This is a genomic window from Blautia sp. MSK20_18, assembly GCF_020553125.1.
Taxonomy (GTDB): Bacteria; Bacillota; Clostridia; order Lachnospirales; family Lachnospiraceae; genus Blautia_A; species Blautia_A fusiformis.
On sequence record NZ_JAJCGR010000052.1, the window covers coordinates 1 to 16318 of the forward strand.

Annotated in this window: 14 protein-coding genes; 12 read left to right on the forward strand and 2 right to left on the reverse strand. The window is 46.0% G+C overall.

Annotation, left to right across the window (positions count from 1 at the left end; all coding sequences use genetic code 11):
- The 8 genes from LI091_RS16940 to LI091_RS16975 all read left to right on the forward strand — a co-directional run.
- Positions 1-185 (forward strand): BMC domain-containing protein (locus LI091_RS16940; RefSeq protein WP_173763115.1); only part of this gene is annotated, 185 nt, incomplete at its 5' end.
- 138 nt (positions 186-323) lie between these two features.
- On the forward strand, positions 324-935 hold the full coding sequence (locus LI091_RS16945; protein ID WP_420314388.1) for a phosphate propanoyltransferase: 612 nt from the start codon (positions 324-326) through the stop codon (positions 933-935).
- A gap of 69 nt (positions 936-1004) precedes the next feature.
- The gene (locus LI091_RS16950) at positions 1005-1271 is read left to right on the forward strand and encodes a EutN/CcmL family microcompartment protein (protein WP_015525950.1); all 267 of its coding nucleotides are present in this window, start codon (positions 1005-1007) and stop codon (positions 1269-1271) included.
- Positions 1272-1275: 4 nt separating this feature from the next.
- Complete coding sequence (locus LI091_RS16955; RefSeq protein WP_021977480.1) at positions 1276-2604, forward strand: 4Fe-4S dicluster domain-containing protein; 1329 nt, start codon at positions 1276-1278, stop codon at positions 2602-2604.
- A 16-nt stretch (positions 2605-2620) separates the two neighbouring features.
- Positions 2621-3169 (forward strand): BMC domain-containing protein, encoded by a 549-nt coding sequence (locus LI091_RS16960; protein WP_015525948.1) that lies wholly within the window; start codon positions 2621-2623, stop codon positions 3167-3169.
- 69 nt (positions 3170-3238) lie between these two features.
- Positions 3239-4003 carry a DeoR/GlpR family DNA-binding transcription regulator gene (locus LI091_RS16965; RefSeq protein ID WP_118070751.1) on the forward strand — a complete coding sequence of 255 codons (765 nt, stop codon included), beginning with the start codon at positions 3239-3241 and terminating at the stop codon, positions 4001-4003.
- 136 nt (positions 4004-4139) lie between these two features.
- Complete coding sequence (locus tag LI091_RS16970) at positions 4140-5291, forward strand: 1-propanol dehydrogenase PduQ (RefSeq protein WP_015525945.1); 1152 nt, start codon at positions 4140-4142, stop codon at positions 5289-5291.
- Between the two features lie 344 nt (positions 5292-5635).
- A complete protein-coding gene (locus LI091_RS16975) occupies positions 5636-6853 on the forward strand; it encodes a cob(I)yrinic acid a,c-diamide adenosyltransferase (protein WP_265191397.1) in 1218 nt (405 codons plus the stop codon).
- 110 nt (positions 6854-6963) lie between these two features.
- Here the strand turns inward: LI091_RS16975 and LI091_RS16980 are convergent, their stop codons facing one another.
- Complete coding sequence (locus LI091_RS16980) at positions 6964-8274, reverse strand: hypothetical protein (protein ID WP_265191398.1); 1311 nt, start codon at positions 8272-8274, stop codon at positions 6964-6966.
- A 288-nt stretch (positions 8275-8562) separates the two neighbouring features.
- Between LI091_RS16980 and recQ the strand changes: the two genes are divergently transcribed.
- The gene (gene recQ, locus LI091_RS16985; RefSeq protein ID WP_059086818.1) at positions 8563-10392 is read left to right on the forward strand and encodes a DNA helicase RecQ; all 1830 of its coding nucleotides are present in this window, start codon (positions 8563-8565) and stop codon (positions 10390-10392) included.
- A gap of 615 nt (positions 10393-11007) precedes the next feature.
- Here the strand turns inward: recQ and LI091_RS16990 are convergent.
- On the reverse strand, positions 11008-11856 hold the full coding sequence (locus LI091_RS16990; RefSeq protein ID WP_173741252.1) for an AraC family transcriptional regulator: 849 nt from the start codon (positions 11854-11856) through the stop codon (positions 11008-11010).
- A 205-nt stretch (positions 11857-12061) separates the two neighbouring features.
- Here LI091_RS16990 and LI091_RS16995 point away from each other — a divergent pair, with 205 nt between their 5' ends.
- From LI091_RS16995 to LI091_RS17005, 3 genes are all read left to right on the forward strand, one after another.
- Positions 12062-13858, forward strand: a complete 1797-nt coding sequence (locus LI091_RS16995) for an L-fucose isomerase (protein ID WP_015525941.1) — start codon at positions 12062-12064, stop codon at positions 13856-13858.
- A 161-nt stretch (positions 13859-14019) separates the two neighbouring features.
- Entirely contained in the window at positions 14020-15060 is a 1041-nt protein-coding gene (locus LI091_RS17000; protein WP_173759646.1) for an aldo/keto reductase, read from the forward strand.
- Positions 15057-16211, forward strand: coding sequence for an exonuclease SbcCD subunit D (locus LI091_RS17005; protein ID WP_173759647.1), 1155 nt, complete (start codon positions 15057-15059; stop codon positions 16209-16211). The genes LI091_RS17000 and LI091_RS17005 overlap by 4 nt, the downstream gene beginning before the upstream one ends.
- Positions 16212-16318 lie beyond the last annotated feature (107 nt).

A 16318-nucleotide genomic window follows, 5' to 3' on the forward strand; every position in this document is an offset into this window, starting at 1 on the left:
TTGTAGGAACAGAGAAGATCGGTTCCGGTCTTGTAACTGTTATGGTTCGTGGAGATGTAGGAGCAGTTAAATCTGCAGTAGAGAGCGGAAGCGCAGCAGCATCCAGACTTGGAGAGCTTGTAGCTACACACGTAATCCCGAGACCTCATACAGATGTTGAGAAAATCCTTCCGGTTCTTAAATAATTTCAACTGATTCTTACTGATACGCACCGGCCGAAGGGCCATTAAGGCTTCTGGCCGGTGCTTTTCAGTTTTCAGTTATGAGACCGAAAGAAAGCAGGTGTACTCTTGGAAACGAATAATATTGAAATGATCACAAAAATGGTGATCGATGCGATCAACAAAAACGAAGACAAGGGCAATGGTTTTGTTGTACCTATCGGAGTTTCCGCAAGACATATTCACCTGACACAGGAGCATGTGGAGGCACTGTTCGGAGAAGGCTATCAGCTTACCAAGAAAAAAGATCTGATGGGCGGACAGTTTGCATCCAATGAAACAGTTACCATCGTAGGACTGAAGCTCCGTGCGATCGAGAATGTAAGAATCCTCGGACCTGTCCGCAGAAAATCTCAGGTTGAGGTTTCCGCAACAGATGCGATCAAGCTGGGAATGAAGGTTCCGGTACGTATGTCCGGTGACCTTGCCGGAAGCGCGCCGATCGCCATTGTCGGACCGAAAGGTGCTATTTATCTGAAAGAGGGATGTATTGTGGCCATGCGTCACATTCATATGGCTCCGAAGGATGCCCAGGCTGCGGGTGTACATGATGGTGATATTGTTTCTGTTAAAGCGGACAATGAGCGCGGAACAATCTTTAATCAGGTTAAGATCCGTGTAGATGACAGCTTTACACTGGAAATGCATATTGATACAGATGAAGCAAATGCAGCAAGAATTGCCACAGGCAATACAGTTACCATAATCAAATAATATTCCTCCTTTGGGGATGCCACTTTCTGGCATCCCTAACAGAGGATATGGAGAAAAACGGAGGCTCATATGATCGTAGGCAAAGTAGTTGGAAGCATTGTTTCCACACGAAAAAGTGAAAAACTGATAGGAAATAAATTCATGATTGTAGAGCCGGTGCATCATATGAAAGCCGAGCACAGCCAGATTGTTGCCATCGATATCATCGGTGCGGGAATCGGCGAGTATGTATTGGTGGCACAAGGAAGCGCAGCAAGAATAGGCTGCGGCGTAGAAACAGCACCGGTAGATGCCGCAATCGTCGGAATCGTAGATGACGGTGCAGGATTGGAGTAACGCCATGGATATCAAAGAATTACAGAAAATTATGCAGGAGAATGGTGTTGTCGGAGCAGGTGGTGCAGGTTTCCCTACATACATGAAACTGACAGACAAAGCGGATACCATTCTTATGAACTGTGCAGAGTGCGAACCATTACTGAAACTTCACAGACAGTTGTTGGAAAAGCACGCATATGAGATCATGAAAACATTCGATATGGTTGCGGAGACGGTAGGAGCTTCCCAGGCCATCATCGGAATCAAAAAATCTTATGTACAGACAATCAATGCCTTAAATCAGCATATCGAAGAATTCCCAAGGGTTAAGATCCATCTTCTGGATGAGGTTTATCCGATGGGTGATGAGGTTGTTCTTATTTATGAGGCAACCGGACGCGTGGTACGGCCAGGAGGACTGCCTATTGAGCAGGGAGTAGCCGTATTCAATGTAGAGACACTTTACAATGTATATCGCGCGGTAGAAGAACACAAGCCGGTCACAAGCAAATATGTTTCCGTTGTTGCAGAGGTTGAGAACCCTGTTACAGTGAAAGTTCCGTTAGGATGTACACTGGAAGAGGTTGTTGCCCAGGCAGGCGGAACAACTGTGAAAGATCCAGTATATTTCGTAGGCGGCCCGATGATGGGACGTATCGGAAATGGTTCTGATCCGGTTACAAAAACAACGAATGCAATCCTGGTTCTTCCAAAGGACCATGTTATTGTCATGAAGAAGCAGCGGACTTCTTCCATAGATTTAAAGAGAGCAGCATCCATCTGCTGCCACTGCCACACATGTACAGATCTTTGCCCGAGACATAATCTGGGACATCCGATCGATCCGGCAATGTTCATGATGGCAGCATCAAACCAGGATTTCAGAAATGTAAATCCTTATATCAATTCTGCATTCTGCAGCTCCTGTGGTGTCTGCGAGATGTATGCGTGTCCGCAGAGCCTGGCTCCGAGAACACTGCTTGCAGATATGAAAGGCGGACTTCGTAAAGCCGGAATCAGACCACCTCAGGGTGTTCAGCCGAAACCGGTACAGGAGTCAAGAGAATACCGCAAGGTTCCTGAGGAGCGCCTGATGGCACGTCTGGGACTTACCAGATATGACAAGGATGCACCGCTTCAGGAAGAGCTTGTAAATGTATCCAAGGTAAAAGTTCTCTTAAGCCAGCATATTGGTGCACCGGCACAGGCAATCGTAAATGTAGGCGATATGGTAACAGAAGGTCAGATGATCGCACAGCCTGCACAGGGATTAAGTGTCGGAATCCATGCAACGATCAGCGGAAAAGTTACAGAAGTAACAGACCGCCATGTTGTAATTGCAAGAAATTAGAAAGGACGTGCACAAAATGAGTAGAGCAATCGGAATGATTGAGTTTAAAACCACACCAGCTGGTATCACTGCAGCAGATGCCATGGTTAAGACATCTGAAGTAGAGATCGTGGAGGCGCAGACAGTATGTCCGGGAAAATATATTGCAATTATCACCGGAGATTTAAGCGCAGTGAAAGCTGCTGTAGACACAGCAGTAACAACATACGAGGATAAATGCATTGACAGTTTTGTACTGGGCAATCCGCATGAGTCCATTTTCCCGGCAATCTACGGAACCACACAGGTTGAGGAGATCAGTGCCCTGGGAATCCTGGAGACCTATGATGCGGCATCCATCATCGAAGCAGCAGATCAGGCTGCAAAGACAGCAATCGTTGATCTGATCGAGCTTCGTATCGCGAAGGGTATGTGCGGTAAATCCTACATGCTTCTTACAGGTGAGGTTTCTGCAGTAGAGGCTTCCATTGAAAGAGCAAAAGAGCTGGTAGCTGAAAAAGGAATGTATATGGATTCCTCAGTGATCGCTCATCCGGACAAGAGAATGATCGATACGATCCTTTAATATTTGTCTATGAGATCGGGATATCCTTTCAGAGGATATCCCGAATGACATCCGAAAAGGAGGCATTTTATGCTAGCGTTGGAAAGAAGAAATCTGATTCTCGAAAAATTACAGGCAGAGAAAAGGGTTGTTGTAAGTGAACTAAGCCAGCTTTACAGTGTCTCAGAAGAAACCATCCGCCGCGATCTGGACAAGCTGGAAAAAGAAGGACTTGCCACAAAGAGTTATGGCGGCGCGGTGATCAATGAAGATGTCGGTATCGATTTACCATTTAACATTCGTAAAAACCAGAATGTACAGGGAAAGCAGAAGATGGCGGAGATCGCTGCTTCCATGGTGAATGACGGAGACCACATTTTTCTGGATGCCAGCACAACGGCAGTTTTTGTGGCCAAGGCTCTGAAAGAAAAGGAACGTCTTACCGTTGTTACCAATTCTATGGAGATCCTTCTGGAGCTCTCGGATGTATCCGGCTGGAATATTATTTCCACCGGTGGAGTGATGAAGGAAGGATATCTTGCATTTCTTGGTGCCAGAACCGAGGAAGTGATCCGTTCTTATTATGTGGACAAGGTTATTTTTTCCTGTAAGGCATTAAACGAGGATATGGGGATCATGGAATCCAAAGAAGCCTTTGGAACAACAAAAAAAGCCATGATCAATTCCGGAAAAATGCGTATTCTGGTGGTAGACAGCACGAAATTTGATCAGACTGCTTTTTCCGTGGCAGGACAGCTGCGGGATATCGAGACGATCATCACAGACAAAAAACCGTCTGAAAAGTGGTTGGATCATTTCAACAGGCATAAGATCGAATGCATCTACCCGAAATAGACGGAACATATATTGTGAAACGATTATGTTCATGAGCATGCAGTGTATGCGGAATGCGGAGATCCGCTTTACTTTATCCGAACACAGACAGACAAAAGAGAACTGTGTTTCGGTTTGACGAGAGGGAGCAGTTTCTATGAATACATTTGAAATGAAAACAGCCATCCATTTTGGAGCTGATGCCCTGGGAAGACTGAGAGATATTCCATACAAAAGAGTCCTTGTTATCACAGACCCGTTTGTTGTAAAAAGCGGAATGATCGATATGATCACAAAACCGCTTCAGGCAGGTGGAAAAGAATTTGATATTTTCTGTGATGTTGTTCCGGATGCACCGGTTGGAAAAATTGCCGAAGGAGTTAAGAAATTCCTTCAGTATCAGCCGGAAGCTATTGTTGCAGTAGGTGGTGGTTCTGCCATCGACTCTTCCAAGGCAATCCGTGAGTTTGCCCTGAAGATCAATAATTACGGAAAAGTCGGACTGGTTGCCATTCCTACAACAAGTGGTACCGGTTCCGAGGTTACTTCTTTTGCAGTTGTAAATGATACAGAAGCACATGTGAAGTATCCGCTGATCTCAGACAGCCTGACCGCTGATGAGGCAATTCTGGATGCGGAGCTTGTACGCAGTGTTCCGCCTGCGATTACAGCAGATACAGGTATGGATGTTCTGACTCATGCAATTGAGTCTTATGTCAGCATCAACCATAATGAGTTTACATCTGCACTTGCAGAGAAAGCAATCGAGATCTGTGGCGTATATCTTTATCGTGCATATGTTGACGGTAATGATATGCATGCAAGACAGAAGATGCATGTAGCGTCCTGTCTGGCAGGACTTTCCTTCAATGCAGCAGGTCTTGGAATTACTCACAGTATGGCTCATCAGCTGGGTGCTATTTTCCATATTCCTCACGGAAGAGCTAATGCGATGCTGTTGCCGCATATTGTTGAATATAATGCAAATATCAACAAACGCAGCAGAAGCCAGAAAGAATATCTTCCGGCAGTAAAGAGATATTCCAATATTGCACATCTTCTTGGACTGAGCAATTATAACGAAGTTATGAGCGTAAGATCTCTTGTAAACTGGATCCAGTTTATGCAGAAAGAGATGAATATCCCGCTTACCATCGAAGAGATGAAGACGATCACACCGGATGCTTATTTTGCGGCGGTTGATAAGATGGCGGATATGGCACTTGCGGATGCCTGCACAGCGGCAAATCCGCGTGTACCGAAGAAAGAGGATATTATTAAGATTTATACTAAACTTTGGTCTTTTTGATAAAAGATGAAAACCGCAAAGGGGCCGCAAAGCCGCGGCCCCTCTGCACACCCCTCGGGCTTTTTTTAGAGTGCTTGACTGTGGCGGGCGGAAAGGTTATTGACTTGTGCCTGTATGCTGCGGTTGTTCCGGGTTGAACGTTGTGCCGATGGGGCGCTGTGGGCGCCTTGAATGTGTGACGTTTTGGCGGAGGCTGGCGCGTTTGTGAACGCCGCGCTTGGTTTGCCGGGATGATTGTGGTGTGTGTTTACGTATGTGTGGTATGCGTAGCATTTCGAGGATTGTAAAATTGGTCTGATATGGGTGGGATTATTTATCAGGAATTGTTGGGAGGTTGAGCTGGGATGGAGGTTTATACCGGGTATGGTGATAAGGGGATGACGGATCTTTCCCATACGAAGAATGTTTCAAAGTCGGATGATCGGATTTGTCTGATGGGGTCAGTTGAGGAGCTGATGAGTCATATTGGGCTTGTGCGGGTTCTGGTTGATGATGTGGATGTTGTCCGGATGCTGGAGAAGATCTCGGAGACTTTGAAGAAGATCGTAGATGGGGTTTCTGATCCTTATAATCGGGAGTTTAAGGTCAGTGAAGACCGGACGGAGCTTCTGGAGGAGGAGATTGGCCGGATGAAAGAGATTTTTTCCGGAGAGAGGCTTCCGATTCTTCCGGGGGATTCCCGAGTTGCGGCTGAGATCGATGTGACAAGAGCTGTGGCACGGAGGGCTGAGAGAGAGCTTGCGCTGGTCAGCGTGAAGTTTGGATCGGATACCGGAGCCAAGAAATATATGAATCGATTGTCGGATTATTTTTATGTGTTGGCAAGGTATGTGGATGCAGCGAAGATTGAAGAGAAGAAGACAGATATTTCTGAAAGTGTTCAGGAATCTGTGAAAGCAGAAACTGCTGGGATTGTAGCTAATGTTGGGGCAGAGGCTGTTGGAAGTAGTGCGGATGTTGCAGCGGGTACATCAGCGGTGGATGTAAGAGCACAGGATTCGCAGATGGTGCAGAAAAGGGATGTACAGGCTTTTGATGTGCAGAATGGGACTGTGACGACAGCAGTGGGAGGAAATACGGCGATGGCACAGAATGACAGTATAGCAGCAAACACGGCGATGATCCAGGAAGTGCTGAAGCGTATGGGTATCCAGGGTCGTATCACATTGGATTCTGCCAAGAGGCTTATTGAGAAGATCGAGCAGGAAGCTTTGAGAAGAAACAAGCCTTCTGTAATTGCGATATGCAGCCCGGATGGAAATCCGGTTGCGGTTCATGTGATGGATGGATCTTTTCTTGTAAGCTTTGAGGTGGCTTTGAAGAAGGCCTATACATCGGTTGCAGTGAAGATGTCCACCATGGAGCTTTCCAGATTGACACAACCGGGCCAGACATTTTATGGTCTTGGAAAAATGAGTGACAATATTGTGATATTCGGAGGTGGTGTACCCCTGAAGGTTGGAGACACCATCATCGGCGGTCTTGGTATCAGCGGCGGTACCGGCGAAGAGGATAACAGCCTCGCAGAGTATGGACTGCAGGTACTGAATGAGGTACTGTAGGATACAGGATAAAAACAAAACGTATAGACAGCTCAGAGAGAATAAATAAAAGGGACGTGTTGCAGTGATGATTTTTAAATCAATACTGCGGCACGTCCCTTTTGAATTATTTATTTCCAGCTAATCTTCAGGCATTTAACGGAAATATCACTTTTTTCCGGCGCCTGGACCATGTTCTGGATGAAATAGGTCTTTGTCATGGATTTTCCGGGCTTTAGGTTCAGTGTCAGGTTCTTGGTCCAGTACATCTGGTCATAGATACCGGAACCTGTGGTGATCTGTACTTTTGCGGTGGTGATGGTTTTCGCAGAAGTATTGGTGAATTTTAAGGTATAATAGGTCTTCATGTCATTGGGACCATACTTGATACCGGCAACACTGATCTTCAGATTTTTGACGGTAGGTTTGGCGGCCGGTGCGGATACGGTAATAGTGATCTTACGATTGACACCGTTTAAGTTTGCGGTAACTGTGGCTGACCCTTTTTTCTTTGGGACAAGATAGTTTCCGGAAATGGCAAGTACAGAAGGCTTGCTGGATTTTGCATTTTTGATGGTCAGACTGGTACCGCCCTTCAGATTGATGAGGGAACGCATGCTGACCTTGGAGCCAACCTTGAGTGTAGTCTTGGAAGCGCGGAAGGTTGCTACGGTTTTTGAAGGCGAGGTTACTTTTCCGGTCAGCTTACAGGCTGCGGCCTTTGGATAGGATAAAGTGATCTTTGCGGATCCGGCTTTCATGCCCTTCAGGGTAACTGTGAAACGGCTGCGTTTTTTGGAATCCTGAGTGATGCTCTGTACCTTGAGAACAGAGCTGTTGGAAGAAGTAACCTTGAATTTTGATTTGCTGATGGTTTTTACGTAGGGATCAGAAATCTCAATTCCGATGGAAGTGGTTTTTCCGGTCCGGATGCTCTGGTTCAGATAATTGTTGTTGGTGATAAAAATTTCCGGAACAGCCTGTTTGATGGTAACCTCATAGTCACAGTCTACCGGTACCGGACATTCTTTATTGCCGAAATCGAACTCCAGGTAGCCATCCTCTATGTTGTCATCGTAGGTGAAAAAGGTTTCCTTGTATGCCAGTGGTGTATAATTTGAAGTGCTCAGCTTAACCACATTGATCCCATCGATGGAAAATGTGGTGCTTTTTGGGATGACTCCCTTGGGTGAATAAAAGCTTACACGAACTGTCACGGCATAGACCCGTTTTTGGCAGTTTGAATTTTTGATGTTGATCGGGAAATTAATGTCTGAAGACTCATCTTCGATCACACCGTCGGTATCACGGATAGTGGAAGTGGTTCCTTTGGTCACGACCCGGACTCTGGCGTGAGCATCCTGGGGAAGCAGGAGCATAATAAAGGAAAAAAGAATCAGGAAAAAAATTGCTTCGATGGTTTTTATTTTTCTTTTACACATAACAAACCCTCCTTTTTTTATGAGCATTCCGGCTGTTACTGAACAGAGGCCCGGGTACTCCATGAATTCATGGTCCTCTGTTGCGGAACAGTATAAACAGACTCTTTCTCTTATATCATTATAACAGGAAATCAGGGAGGAAGTGCATTGTGATTTTTTTGTATCAATTGGCAATTTATCTGTAAATATGTTAAAATAAAATATTCGGAAAACAGCAGCGATTCGACAATGAAAAAGAGAAGCGTTACAGTTCCGATGGGAACGTAACAGAAAGGATCATGTCGATTTATGACGAAACAGGAACTTTTAAAGACCCATTTCGGGTATGATACATTCAGAGAAGGGCAGGAAGCGGTGATTGATGCGCTTCTTGCAGGAAAAGATGTTCTGGCAGTGATGCCAACCGGCGCAGGAAAATCGATCTGCTATCAGGTACCGGCACTGATGATGAAGGGGATCACACTGGTAATATCACCGTTGATCTCCCTTATGAAGGATCAGGTGAGAAGCCTGAACCAGGTCGGCATCTCAGCAGCATACCTCAACAGCTCTCTGACGCAGGGGCAGTATTTCACAGCCTTGCGCTATGCAAAGGCAGGACGATATCCGATCATCTATGTAGCACCGGAGAGGCTTACCACAGAGGCGTTTCTGGATTTTGCGCTGAGCGCGGATATTTCCATGATCGCAGTGGATGAGTCACACTGTGTATCACAGTGGGGACAGGATTTTCGGCCAAGCTATCTGAAGATCGCAGAGTTTGTGGCACAGCTTCCAAAAAGACCGGTGATCGGTGCATTTACAGCTACAGCCACGAAGGAGGTCAGGGAGGATATTGCAAGACTTCTGGGGCTTCAGGATCCCTTTTGCACAACCACAGGATTTGACCGGGAAAACCTTTATTTTGCAGTGAAAACACCGAAAGATAAATATAAGGAAGTACACGATTACATACTGGAGCATCCGGACGACAGTGGAATCATCTACTGTCTCACCAGAAAGCTGGTGGAGGAGGTTTGTGGAAAGCTGATCCGTGACGGCATCACGGCCACCAGATATCATGCAGGACTTTCTGATGAGGAACGCCGGAACAATCAGGATGATTTTATTTATGACCGCTGTCGTGTGATGGTAGCCACCAATGCATTTGGAATGGGAATCGACAAGTCCGATGTGCGTTATGTCATTCATTATAATATGCCGAAGAATATGGAAGGCTATTATCAGGAAGCAGGCCGTGCGGGCCGTGACGGCGATCCTGCGGAATGTATCCTGCTTTACAGCGGGAAGGATGTGGTTACCAATCAGTATCTTATCGAGAGAGGACAGGATAACCAGGAAATGGAAGCGGCAGTCTGGCGCCTTGTCCGGGAGCGTGATCAGGAGAGGCTGAAGCAGATGACCTTTTACTGCTTTACCCATGATTGTCTGCGTGAGTACATCCTGAAATATTTTGGGGAATACGGAAAAAGCTACTGCGGAAACTGCCTGAACTGCCAGACCGAGTTTGAAGAGCAGGATGTGAGCCAGGAGGCCAGGGCAATGATCCGGTGCGTGGAAAGCAGTGGTCAGAGATACGGAGTGAACGTGATCCTGGATACTCTGCGCGGCGCATCTACGGCGAAGATCCGGCAGTATGAGATGGATGGAAATCCGGAATATGGAGTCTGTGCAAAGATTCCGGCACACCGGCTGCGGCAGATCTTTAATTATCTGGTACTGAAGGAATATCTTTATCTGACGGATGACGGATATACGATTGTGAAGCTGACTGCCGCTTCCAGGTCACTTCTGGAGGAGGCGCATATCCTCACAATGAAAATGTCAAAAGAGCTGGAGACGAAGAAAAAAGAGAAACGGAGCAGACTTCCGAAATCTGCAGTCGGGGAGCTGGGAGAACAGGATGAGCCCCTTTTTCAGAAGCTCCGTGCTCTTCGCCTGGAAATCGCCAGAGAGGAAAAAATTCCCCCTTATATGGTCTTTTCCGACAAAACCCTTATCCATATGTGCATTCTAAAGCCTGGAAACGAGGAGGAAATGCTGAATGTGACAGGAGTCGGCAGGCACAAGTACGAAAAATACGGAAAAAGGTTTATAGACGCGGTGAAAAATCTGTAGGAAATAGACTTTTGCCGTCGGAAAATGAAGAGCGAAATGTTCTGAAATTTCTTGCATTTTAAAGAGGCATTTGTTAGAATAAGACAAGCAGGAAACATCCGGCGGCTATAATGCGGCCGGATCGTTTTTAACTGTATCATATTTCTGCTGCATGTTCCGGTGCAGCGTACAGGCATTTCGCAAGCAGAGTTCTATGCAGCAGTGGAATCCCTTCGAGTAGATGGACCGACTGTGTGAGATATCCGTTGGTCAGAAGCAAGCAGTGAGGTGGATGATCGTATCCGCTTTCAATTAAGACATAATCTGGTGCTGGTCACTGCGTGAACAGAGATCAGGCTCCTTCACGATCTGCGTCGGCTTTTTCATGCAGAAAATCTGCCCTGCCGGCTTTTTTTCTCATACAGAAGAGTAGCATGTATTCATAAAGACATGAACATAGCCCGTCTGCAAAACGGGAATCCGTTCCGGCATGACTGTTCTCCGCCAGGCCGAAAAAGCTGTATTTACATAAAACAGCCCAATTCCTCAAAAAGCAGGATATCCGCAATATGTGCGAGATCCTGCTTTTTGTCATGTAATACTCTGATATGTGCCATTAAGACGTGGAAAAATATTTTAGCGTCTTTTATATTTGCCGGGGGTGATCCCCTTGTACTTTTTGAAGGTACGGATAAAATAGCTCAGATCATTAAAGCCATTCCGATAGGCAATCTCCGTGATGGAATCATCGGTGGTAGCCAGCTGGCAGCAGGCCTGCTCGATCCTCTGGCGGTTGAGGTAATCCATTGGTGTCTGATGCGTCATCTCGGAAAAGAACCGGCAGAAATATTTGGGAGACATGGAAACCGAAGCGGAAAGCTCCTGCAGGGTAATGGGGCTGGCATAGTTCTTTTCAATAAATTCCACGACCTGCTTCAGCTGGACAATGCGCTTGTAATCTCGTCTGGTTTTCCGCAGGCTTTCCAGGTAGTAATGATTACCAAAAACCAATCCGAAAAAGTGGTAAAATTGTCCAAACACAACCAGCTCATATCCTGGCTTCCTCTGCCAGAAAGAATCAAAAAGAGAGTTCACCGCTCTCTGGATATCAGGCTGCTTTTCATTGAAATGGTGATAGATCAGAAGCTCCTGGTGGCTGATCTTCTGCATATATTCTGTGCAGACGGAATTAAATTTCAGAAACATGTTCATATCAAAAACAATGCACTGATAGATACAATCCTGAGGAATTCCGGAATGCAGAACTCCACTATTGACAAAAATCACATCTCCGGCTTTGGCTGTAAAACTTTTTTCGTCTAAAGTGACGGTGAGAGTGCCCTGTAATACACGCATGATTTCACATTCTACATGCCAGTGGTAGGACATGACATAGCGTGGATGGCTGCTGTCAATGTGGTGGAATTCAAAAGGAAATTCATAGGTACCTCGAAGTCTGTCCTCATTTCTTCCAAGATCGTGCAAAATACAACCCTTCTTTCTTAAATTTTATAGATTTTTTAGGAACGCATATGAAAAAGTGAATATTGTACTGTTTTTTGCTATTATAACACAAGTAATTTAAAAGATGCAATCGTATAATAAAAGCATAGTTCGGACAGGAGTTGTCAGAACGTGAAAAAACTGTAAGTTATAATAGTGAATATAAATTTAGGAGGTAATTGTTACTATGGCAAAGAGCAGATTAGTAGGCAGCTATCCGGTTATCGGTATCAGACCAACCATCGACGGACGTAGAGGAGCCCTCGATGTAAGAGGATCTCTGGAAGATCAGACTATGAACATGGCCAAATCCGCAGCAAAGCTTTTCGAGGAGAACCTGAAATATTCAAATGGTGAGCCTGTAAAAGTTGTTATTGCTGATACCACCATCGGACGTGTTGGTGAGAGCGCTGCATGTGCGGATAAATTCCGTAAAGAGGGTGTAGATATCACTCTTACAGTTACACCATGCTGGTGCTACGGAGCTGAGACCATGGATATGGATCCACAGACCATCAAGGCTGTATGGGGATTCAACGGAACAGAGAGACCTGGTGCTGTATATCTGGCATCCGTTCTTGCTACACATGCACAGAAGGGCCTTCCGGCATTCGGTATCTACGGACATGACGTTCAGGAAGCTGACGACACATCCATTCCGGAAGACGTTAAAGAGAAACTGTTAAGATTCGGCCGTGCAGCAGTTGCAGCTGCATCCATGAGAGGTAAATCCTACCTGCAGATCGGTTCTGTAACAATGGGTATCGGCGGATCTATCATCGATTCTGATTTCATCGAGTCCTATCTCGGAATGAGAGTTGAGTCTGTTGATGAGGTAGAGATCATCCGTCGTATGACCGAGGGTATCTACGATCACGAAGAGTTTGAGAAAGCTCTCAAATGGGCAAAAGAGACCTGCAAGATCGGCTGGGACAAGAACCCGGAAGAGCTTCAGTTCTCACCAGAGAAGAAAGAGGAGCAGTTCGAGTTTGTTGTTAAGATGGCAGTTATCATCAAAGAGCTGATGAACGGCTGTGATAATCTTGCTCCGGAATTCTCCGAGGAAGCAATCGGACACAATGCTCTTGCAGCTGGATTCCAGGGCCAGAGACAGTGGACAGACTTCTATCCGAACGGTGACTTCGCAGAGGCTATGCTGAACACATCCTTCGACTGGAATGGCGCTCGTGAGCCGTACATCCTTGCTACAGAGAACGACGTTCTCAACGGACTTGGAATGCTGTTCATGAAACTTCTTACAGGACGTGCTCAGATCTTCGCTGATGTTCGTACATACTGGAGCCCGGAGGCAGTTAAGAAAGCTACAGGATATGACCTTGAGGGTGTTGCCAAAGAAGCTGGCGGATTCCTTCATCTGATCAACTCCGGTGCTGCTTGCCTGGATGCTAACGGACAGGCTAAAGAGGCTGACGGAACACCAGTTATGAAACAGTGGTGGGATGTTACAGAGGCAGACCAGAAAGCGATCATGGACAACACAGAGTGGTGTATGGCCGACAACGGATACTTCCGTGGAGGCGGATACTCCAGCCGTTATGAAACACGTGCTCAGATGCCTGCAACTATGATCCGTCTGAACCTTGTAAAAGGACTTGGACCGGTTCTTCAGATCGCAGAGGGATGGACAGTAGCCCTTCCGGAAGAGGTATCTGACAAGCTTTGGAAACGTACAGATTACACATGGCCATGTACATGGTTCGCTCCAAGATGCGATGGCAAAGAGGGACCGTTCAAAACAGCTTACGATGTAATGAACAACTGGGGTGCTAACCACGGTGCGATTTCCTACGGACACATCGGTGCAGACCTGATCACAATGTGCTCTATGCTGAGAATCCCGGTATCCATGCACAACGTTCCTGAGAAGGATATCTATCGTCCGGCAGCTTGGAACGCATTCGGTATGGAAAAAGAGGGTGCAGACTTCCGCGCTTGCAAGAACTATGGACCACTTTACAAATAAATCATATTGTTAAGATAACGGAATATCAAATCCTCCGGCATGCATGTGCCGGAGGATTTTTTTGTGCCGTGGTATATGGATAGTTGGGAAATATACTGTTCGGATCTACGGAAAAAAGTTATAATAGAAAAAGATATATATGAATACGGGAGGTTACGTAGATGAAATATATACAGCTGAACAATACAGATCTGAACATCAGTCCTATTTGCCTCGGAACAGCAGGATTTGGAGATAAATCAGACCTGGAAAAAAGCTTTGAGATTCTGAACGCATTTGTACGCGCAGGTGGAAATTTTATTGATACGGCAAATGTCTATTGCAAATGGCTAAAAGGACATGGAAACTGCAGTGAGCAGATCATAGGAAAATGGCTGAAAGAGAGTGGCATGCAGGGAAAAGTTATTGTGGCAACGAAGGGCGCGCACTATTCCTTTGAGGATCCGGGCCGCAGCAGAGTGAACAAAGAAGATATCCGCATGGACCTGGATGAGAGCTGCCGCACACTGGGAAAAGATGAGATGGATTTTTACTGGCTTCACAGAGATGATCCGGAGAAACCGGCGGAGGAAATCGTGGATATTCTGGAAGAATTGAAAAAAGAAGGCCGGATCCGTTATTATGGATTTTCCAATTACCGCACAGAGAGGCTGAAAGAAATTGCTCAATGTCTGAGGGAACGAAATCTTTCAGGGATCACAGCAGTATCCAATCAGTGGAGTCTTGCAGGAATCAATCCCGGAGGAAATACAAATCCGGATCCTACACTTGTGGAGTTTTCCAGAGAAGAATATCAGTGGCACTGTGAGACAGGCGCTGCTGCCGTTCCGTTTTCTTCCACTGCAATGGGATTTTTTTCAAAACTTCAGAAAATGGGGCTTTCCTGTACAGATGCAGAGGTGGATGCATCCTGGATGCGGGAGAAGGAAACACAGATCACAGGTCTTTCAGAAAGTATGAAAAGATCCTACTGGAACGAGACAAACTTTCGCATCTATCAGAAGCTGTTAAAGTTGCAGAAAGAAACCGGCCACAGCCTGCAGGCCCTGTCTTTGGCATACTTTTTCAATCAGCCATTCCAGACTGTGCCTGTAACCGGTGTCAGCAATCCTTCACAGCTAAAAGATGTGCTGGATGCCTGTGAGATCGACCTTGCACCGGAACTGTTCGGAGGCTGGGTGAGCGCAGGAGGTGATCGATGAAACTGATCCATTTATCAGACCTTCACCTAGGAAAACGTGTCAATGAGTTTTCCATGATCGAAGATCAGAAATATATTTTGAATGAAATCCTGAGGATCATTGATGAAGAAGCACCGGATGGGATCCTTCTCGCCGGTGATCTTTATGACAGACCGGTTCCTTCGGCGGAGGCAGTGCAGCTTTTTGACCGGTTTCTTACCAGGCTTGCAAAGCGGAAGCTCCCGGTGTATGCCATCAGCGGAAATCATGACAGTGCGGAAAGGATCGCTTTCGGTTCACAGATCATGAGCAGCAGCGGGATCTGTATGTCCCCGGTATACGATGGAAAAACAGAAAAGTACTGTTTAACGGACAGCTATGGAGAAGTTTGGATCCATCTGCTTCCATTTGTGCGTCCGGCAACTGTGAGGCACGGACTGGAAGGAGAAGAAGAGGTGGATGAGATCCGTACCTACCAGGAGGCAGTGCAGGCAGCAGTTGCACATATGGAGATTGATAAACGTTATCGCAATGTATTGATCGCCCATCAGTTTGTGGTCGGTGCCATGCGCTGCGATTCTGAAGAGATCTCCGTTGGAGGTATCGACCAGGTGGAGGCAGATGTGTTCCGGGATTTTGACTATGTGGCACTTGGCCATATCCACAGTCCTCAGAATGTGGGAAGCGAGCACATCCGCTACTGCGGAACTCCTTTGAAATATTCTTTTTCCGAGGCAGGACAGCAGAAATCCGTGACAGTTGTGGAGCTTCTGGAAAAAGGAAATCTCAGGATCAGGGAGATTCCGCTGAAGCCTCTTCGGGATATGCGAAAACTGAAAGGCACATACATGGAGATCACATCACTGTCCAGTTATCAGGACACAAACACAGAGGATTATGTGCAGATCACGCTGACAGATGAAGAAGATATCGTAGATGGAATGCAGAAGCTCCGTACTGTTTATCCGAATCTGATGAGGCTGGAATATGATAACCGACGTACAAGAGAAAACCAGGAGATCGCAGGTACAGAAACGGTGAAAAGGAAATCCGAGCTGGAATATTTTGAGGAATTTTTTGAACTGCAGAATAACCAGCCCATGAATGAAGAACAGCGGAAATATTCCGAAGATCTGATCCGTAAGATCCAGGAGAATATCTTGAGTAATTGAATTTATTGACTAATATGATTAAATGTGTTTGAATGTACTCAAATGAGTAAAGTATTATGAACACATCAAATATCACAAATTACAAGCCAAAAGATTTTGCTGAACTG

Coding starts and splice junctions, on each gene's coding strand:
- LI091_RS17000 (WP_173759646.1), top strand. CDS start 14,020: ATGAAATATATACAGCTGAACAATACAGATCTGAACATCAGTCCTATT.
- LI091_RS17005 (WP_173759647.1), top strand. CDS start 15,057: ATGAAACTGATCCATTTATCAGACCTTCACCTAGGAAAACGTGTCAAT.
- LI091_RS16945 (WP_420314388.1), top strand. CDS start 324: ATGGTGATCGATGCGATCAACAAAAACGAAGACAAGGGCAATGGTTTT.
- LI091_RS16950 (WP_015525950.1), top strand. CDS start 1,005: ATGATCGTAGGCAAAGTAGTTGGAAGCATTGTTTCCACACGAAAAAGT.
- LI091_RS16995 (WP_015525941.1), top strand. CDS start 12,062: ATGGCAAAGAGCAGATTAGTAGGCAGCTATCCGGTTATCGGTATCAGA.
- LI091_RS16970 (WP_015525945.1), top strand. CDS start 4,140: ATGAATACATTTGAAATGAAAACAGCCATCCATTTTGGAGCTGATGCC.
- LI091_RS16955 (WP_021977480.1), top strand. CDS start 1,276: ATGGATATCAAAGAATTACAGAAAATTATGCAGGAGAATGGTGTTGTC.
- LI091_RS16965 (WP_118070751.1), top strand. CDS start 3,239: ATGCTAGCGTTGGAAAGAAGAAATCTGATTCTCGAAAAATTACAGGCA.
- LI091_RS16960 (WP_015525948.1), top strand. CDS start 2,621: ATGAGTAGAGCAATCGGAATGATTGAGTTTAAAACCACACCAGCTGGT.
- LI091_RS16975 (WP_265191397.1), top strand. CDS start 5,636: ATGGAGGTTTATACCGGGTATGGTGATAAGGGGATGACGGATCTTTCC.
- LI091_RS16980 (WP_265191398.1), bottom strand. CDS start 8,274: ATGTGTAAAAGAAAAATAAAAACCATCGAAGCAATTTTTTTCCTGATT.
- recQ (WP_059086818.1), top strand. CDS start 8,563: ATGACGAAACAGGAACTTTTAAAGACCCATTTCGGGTATGATACATTC.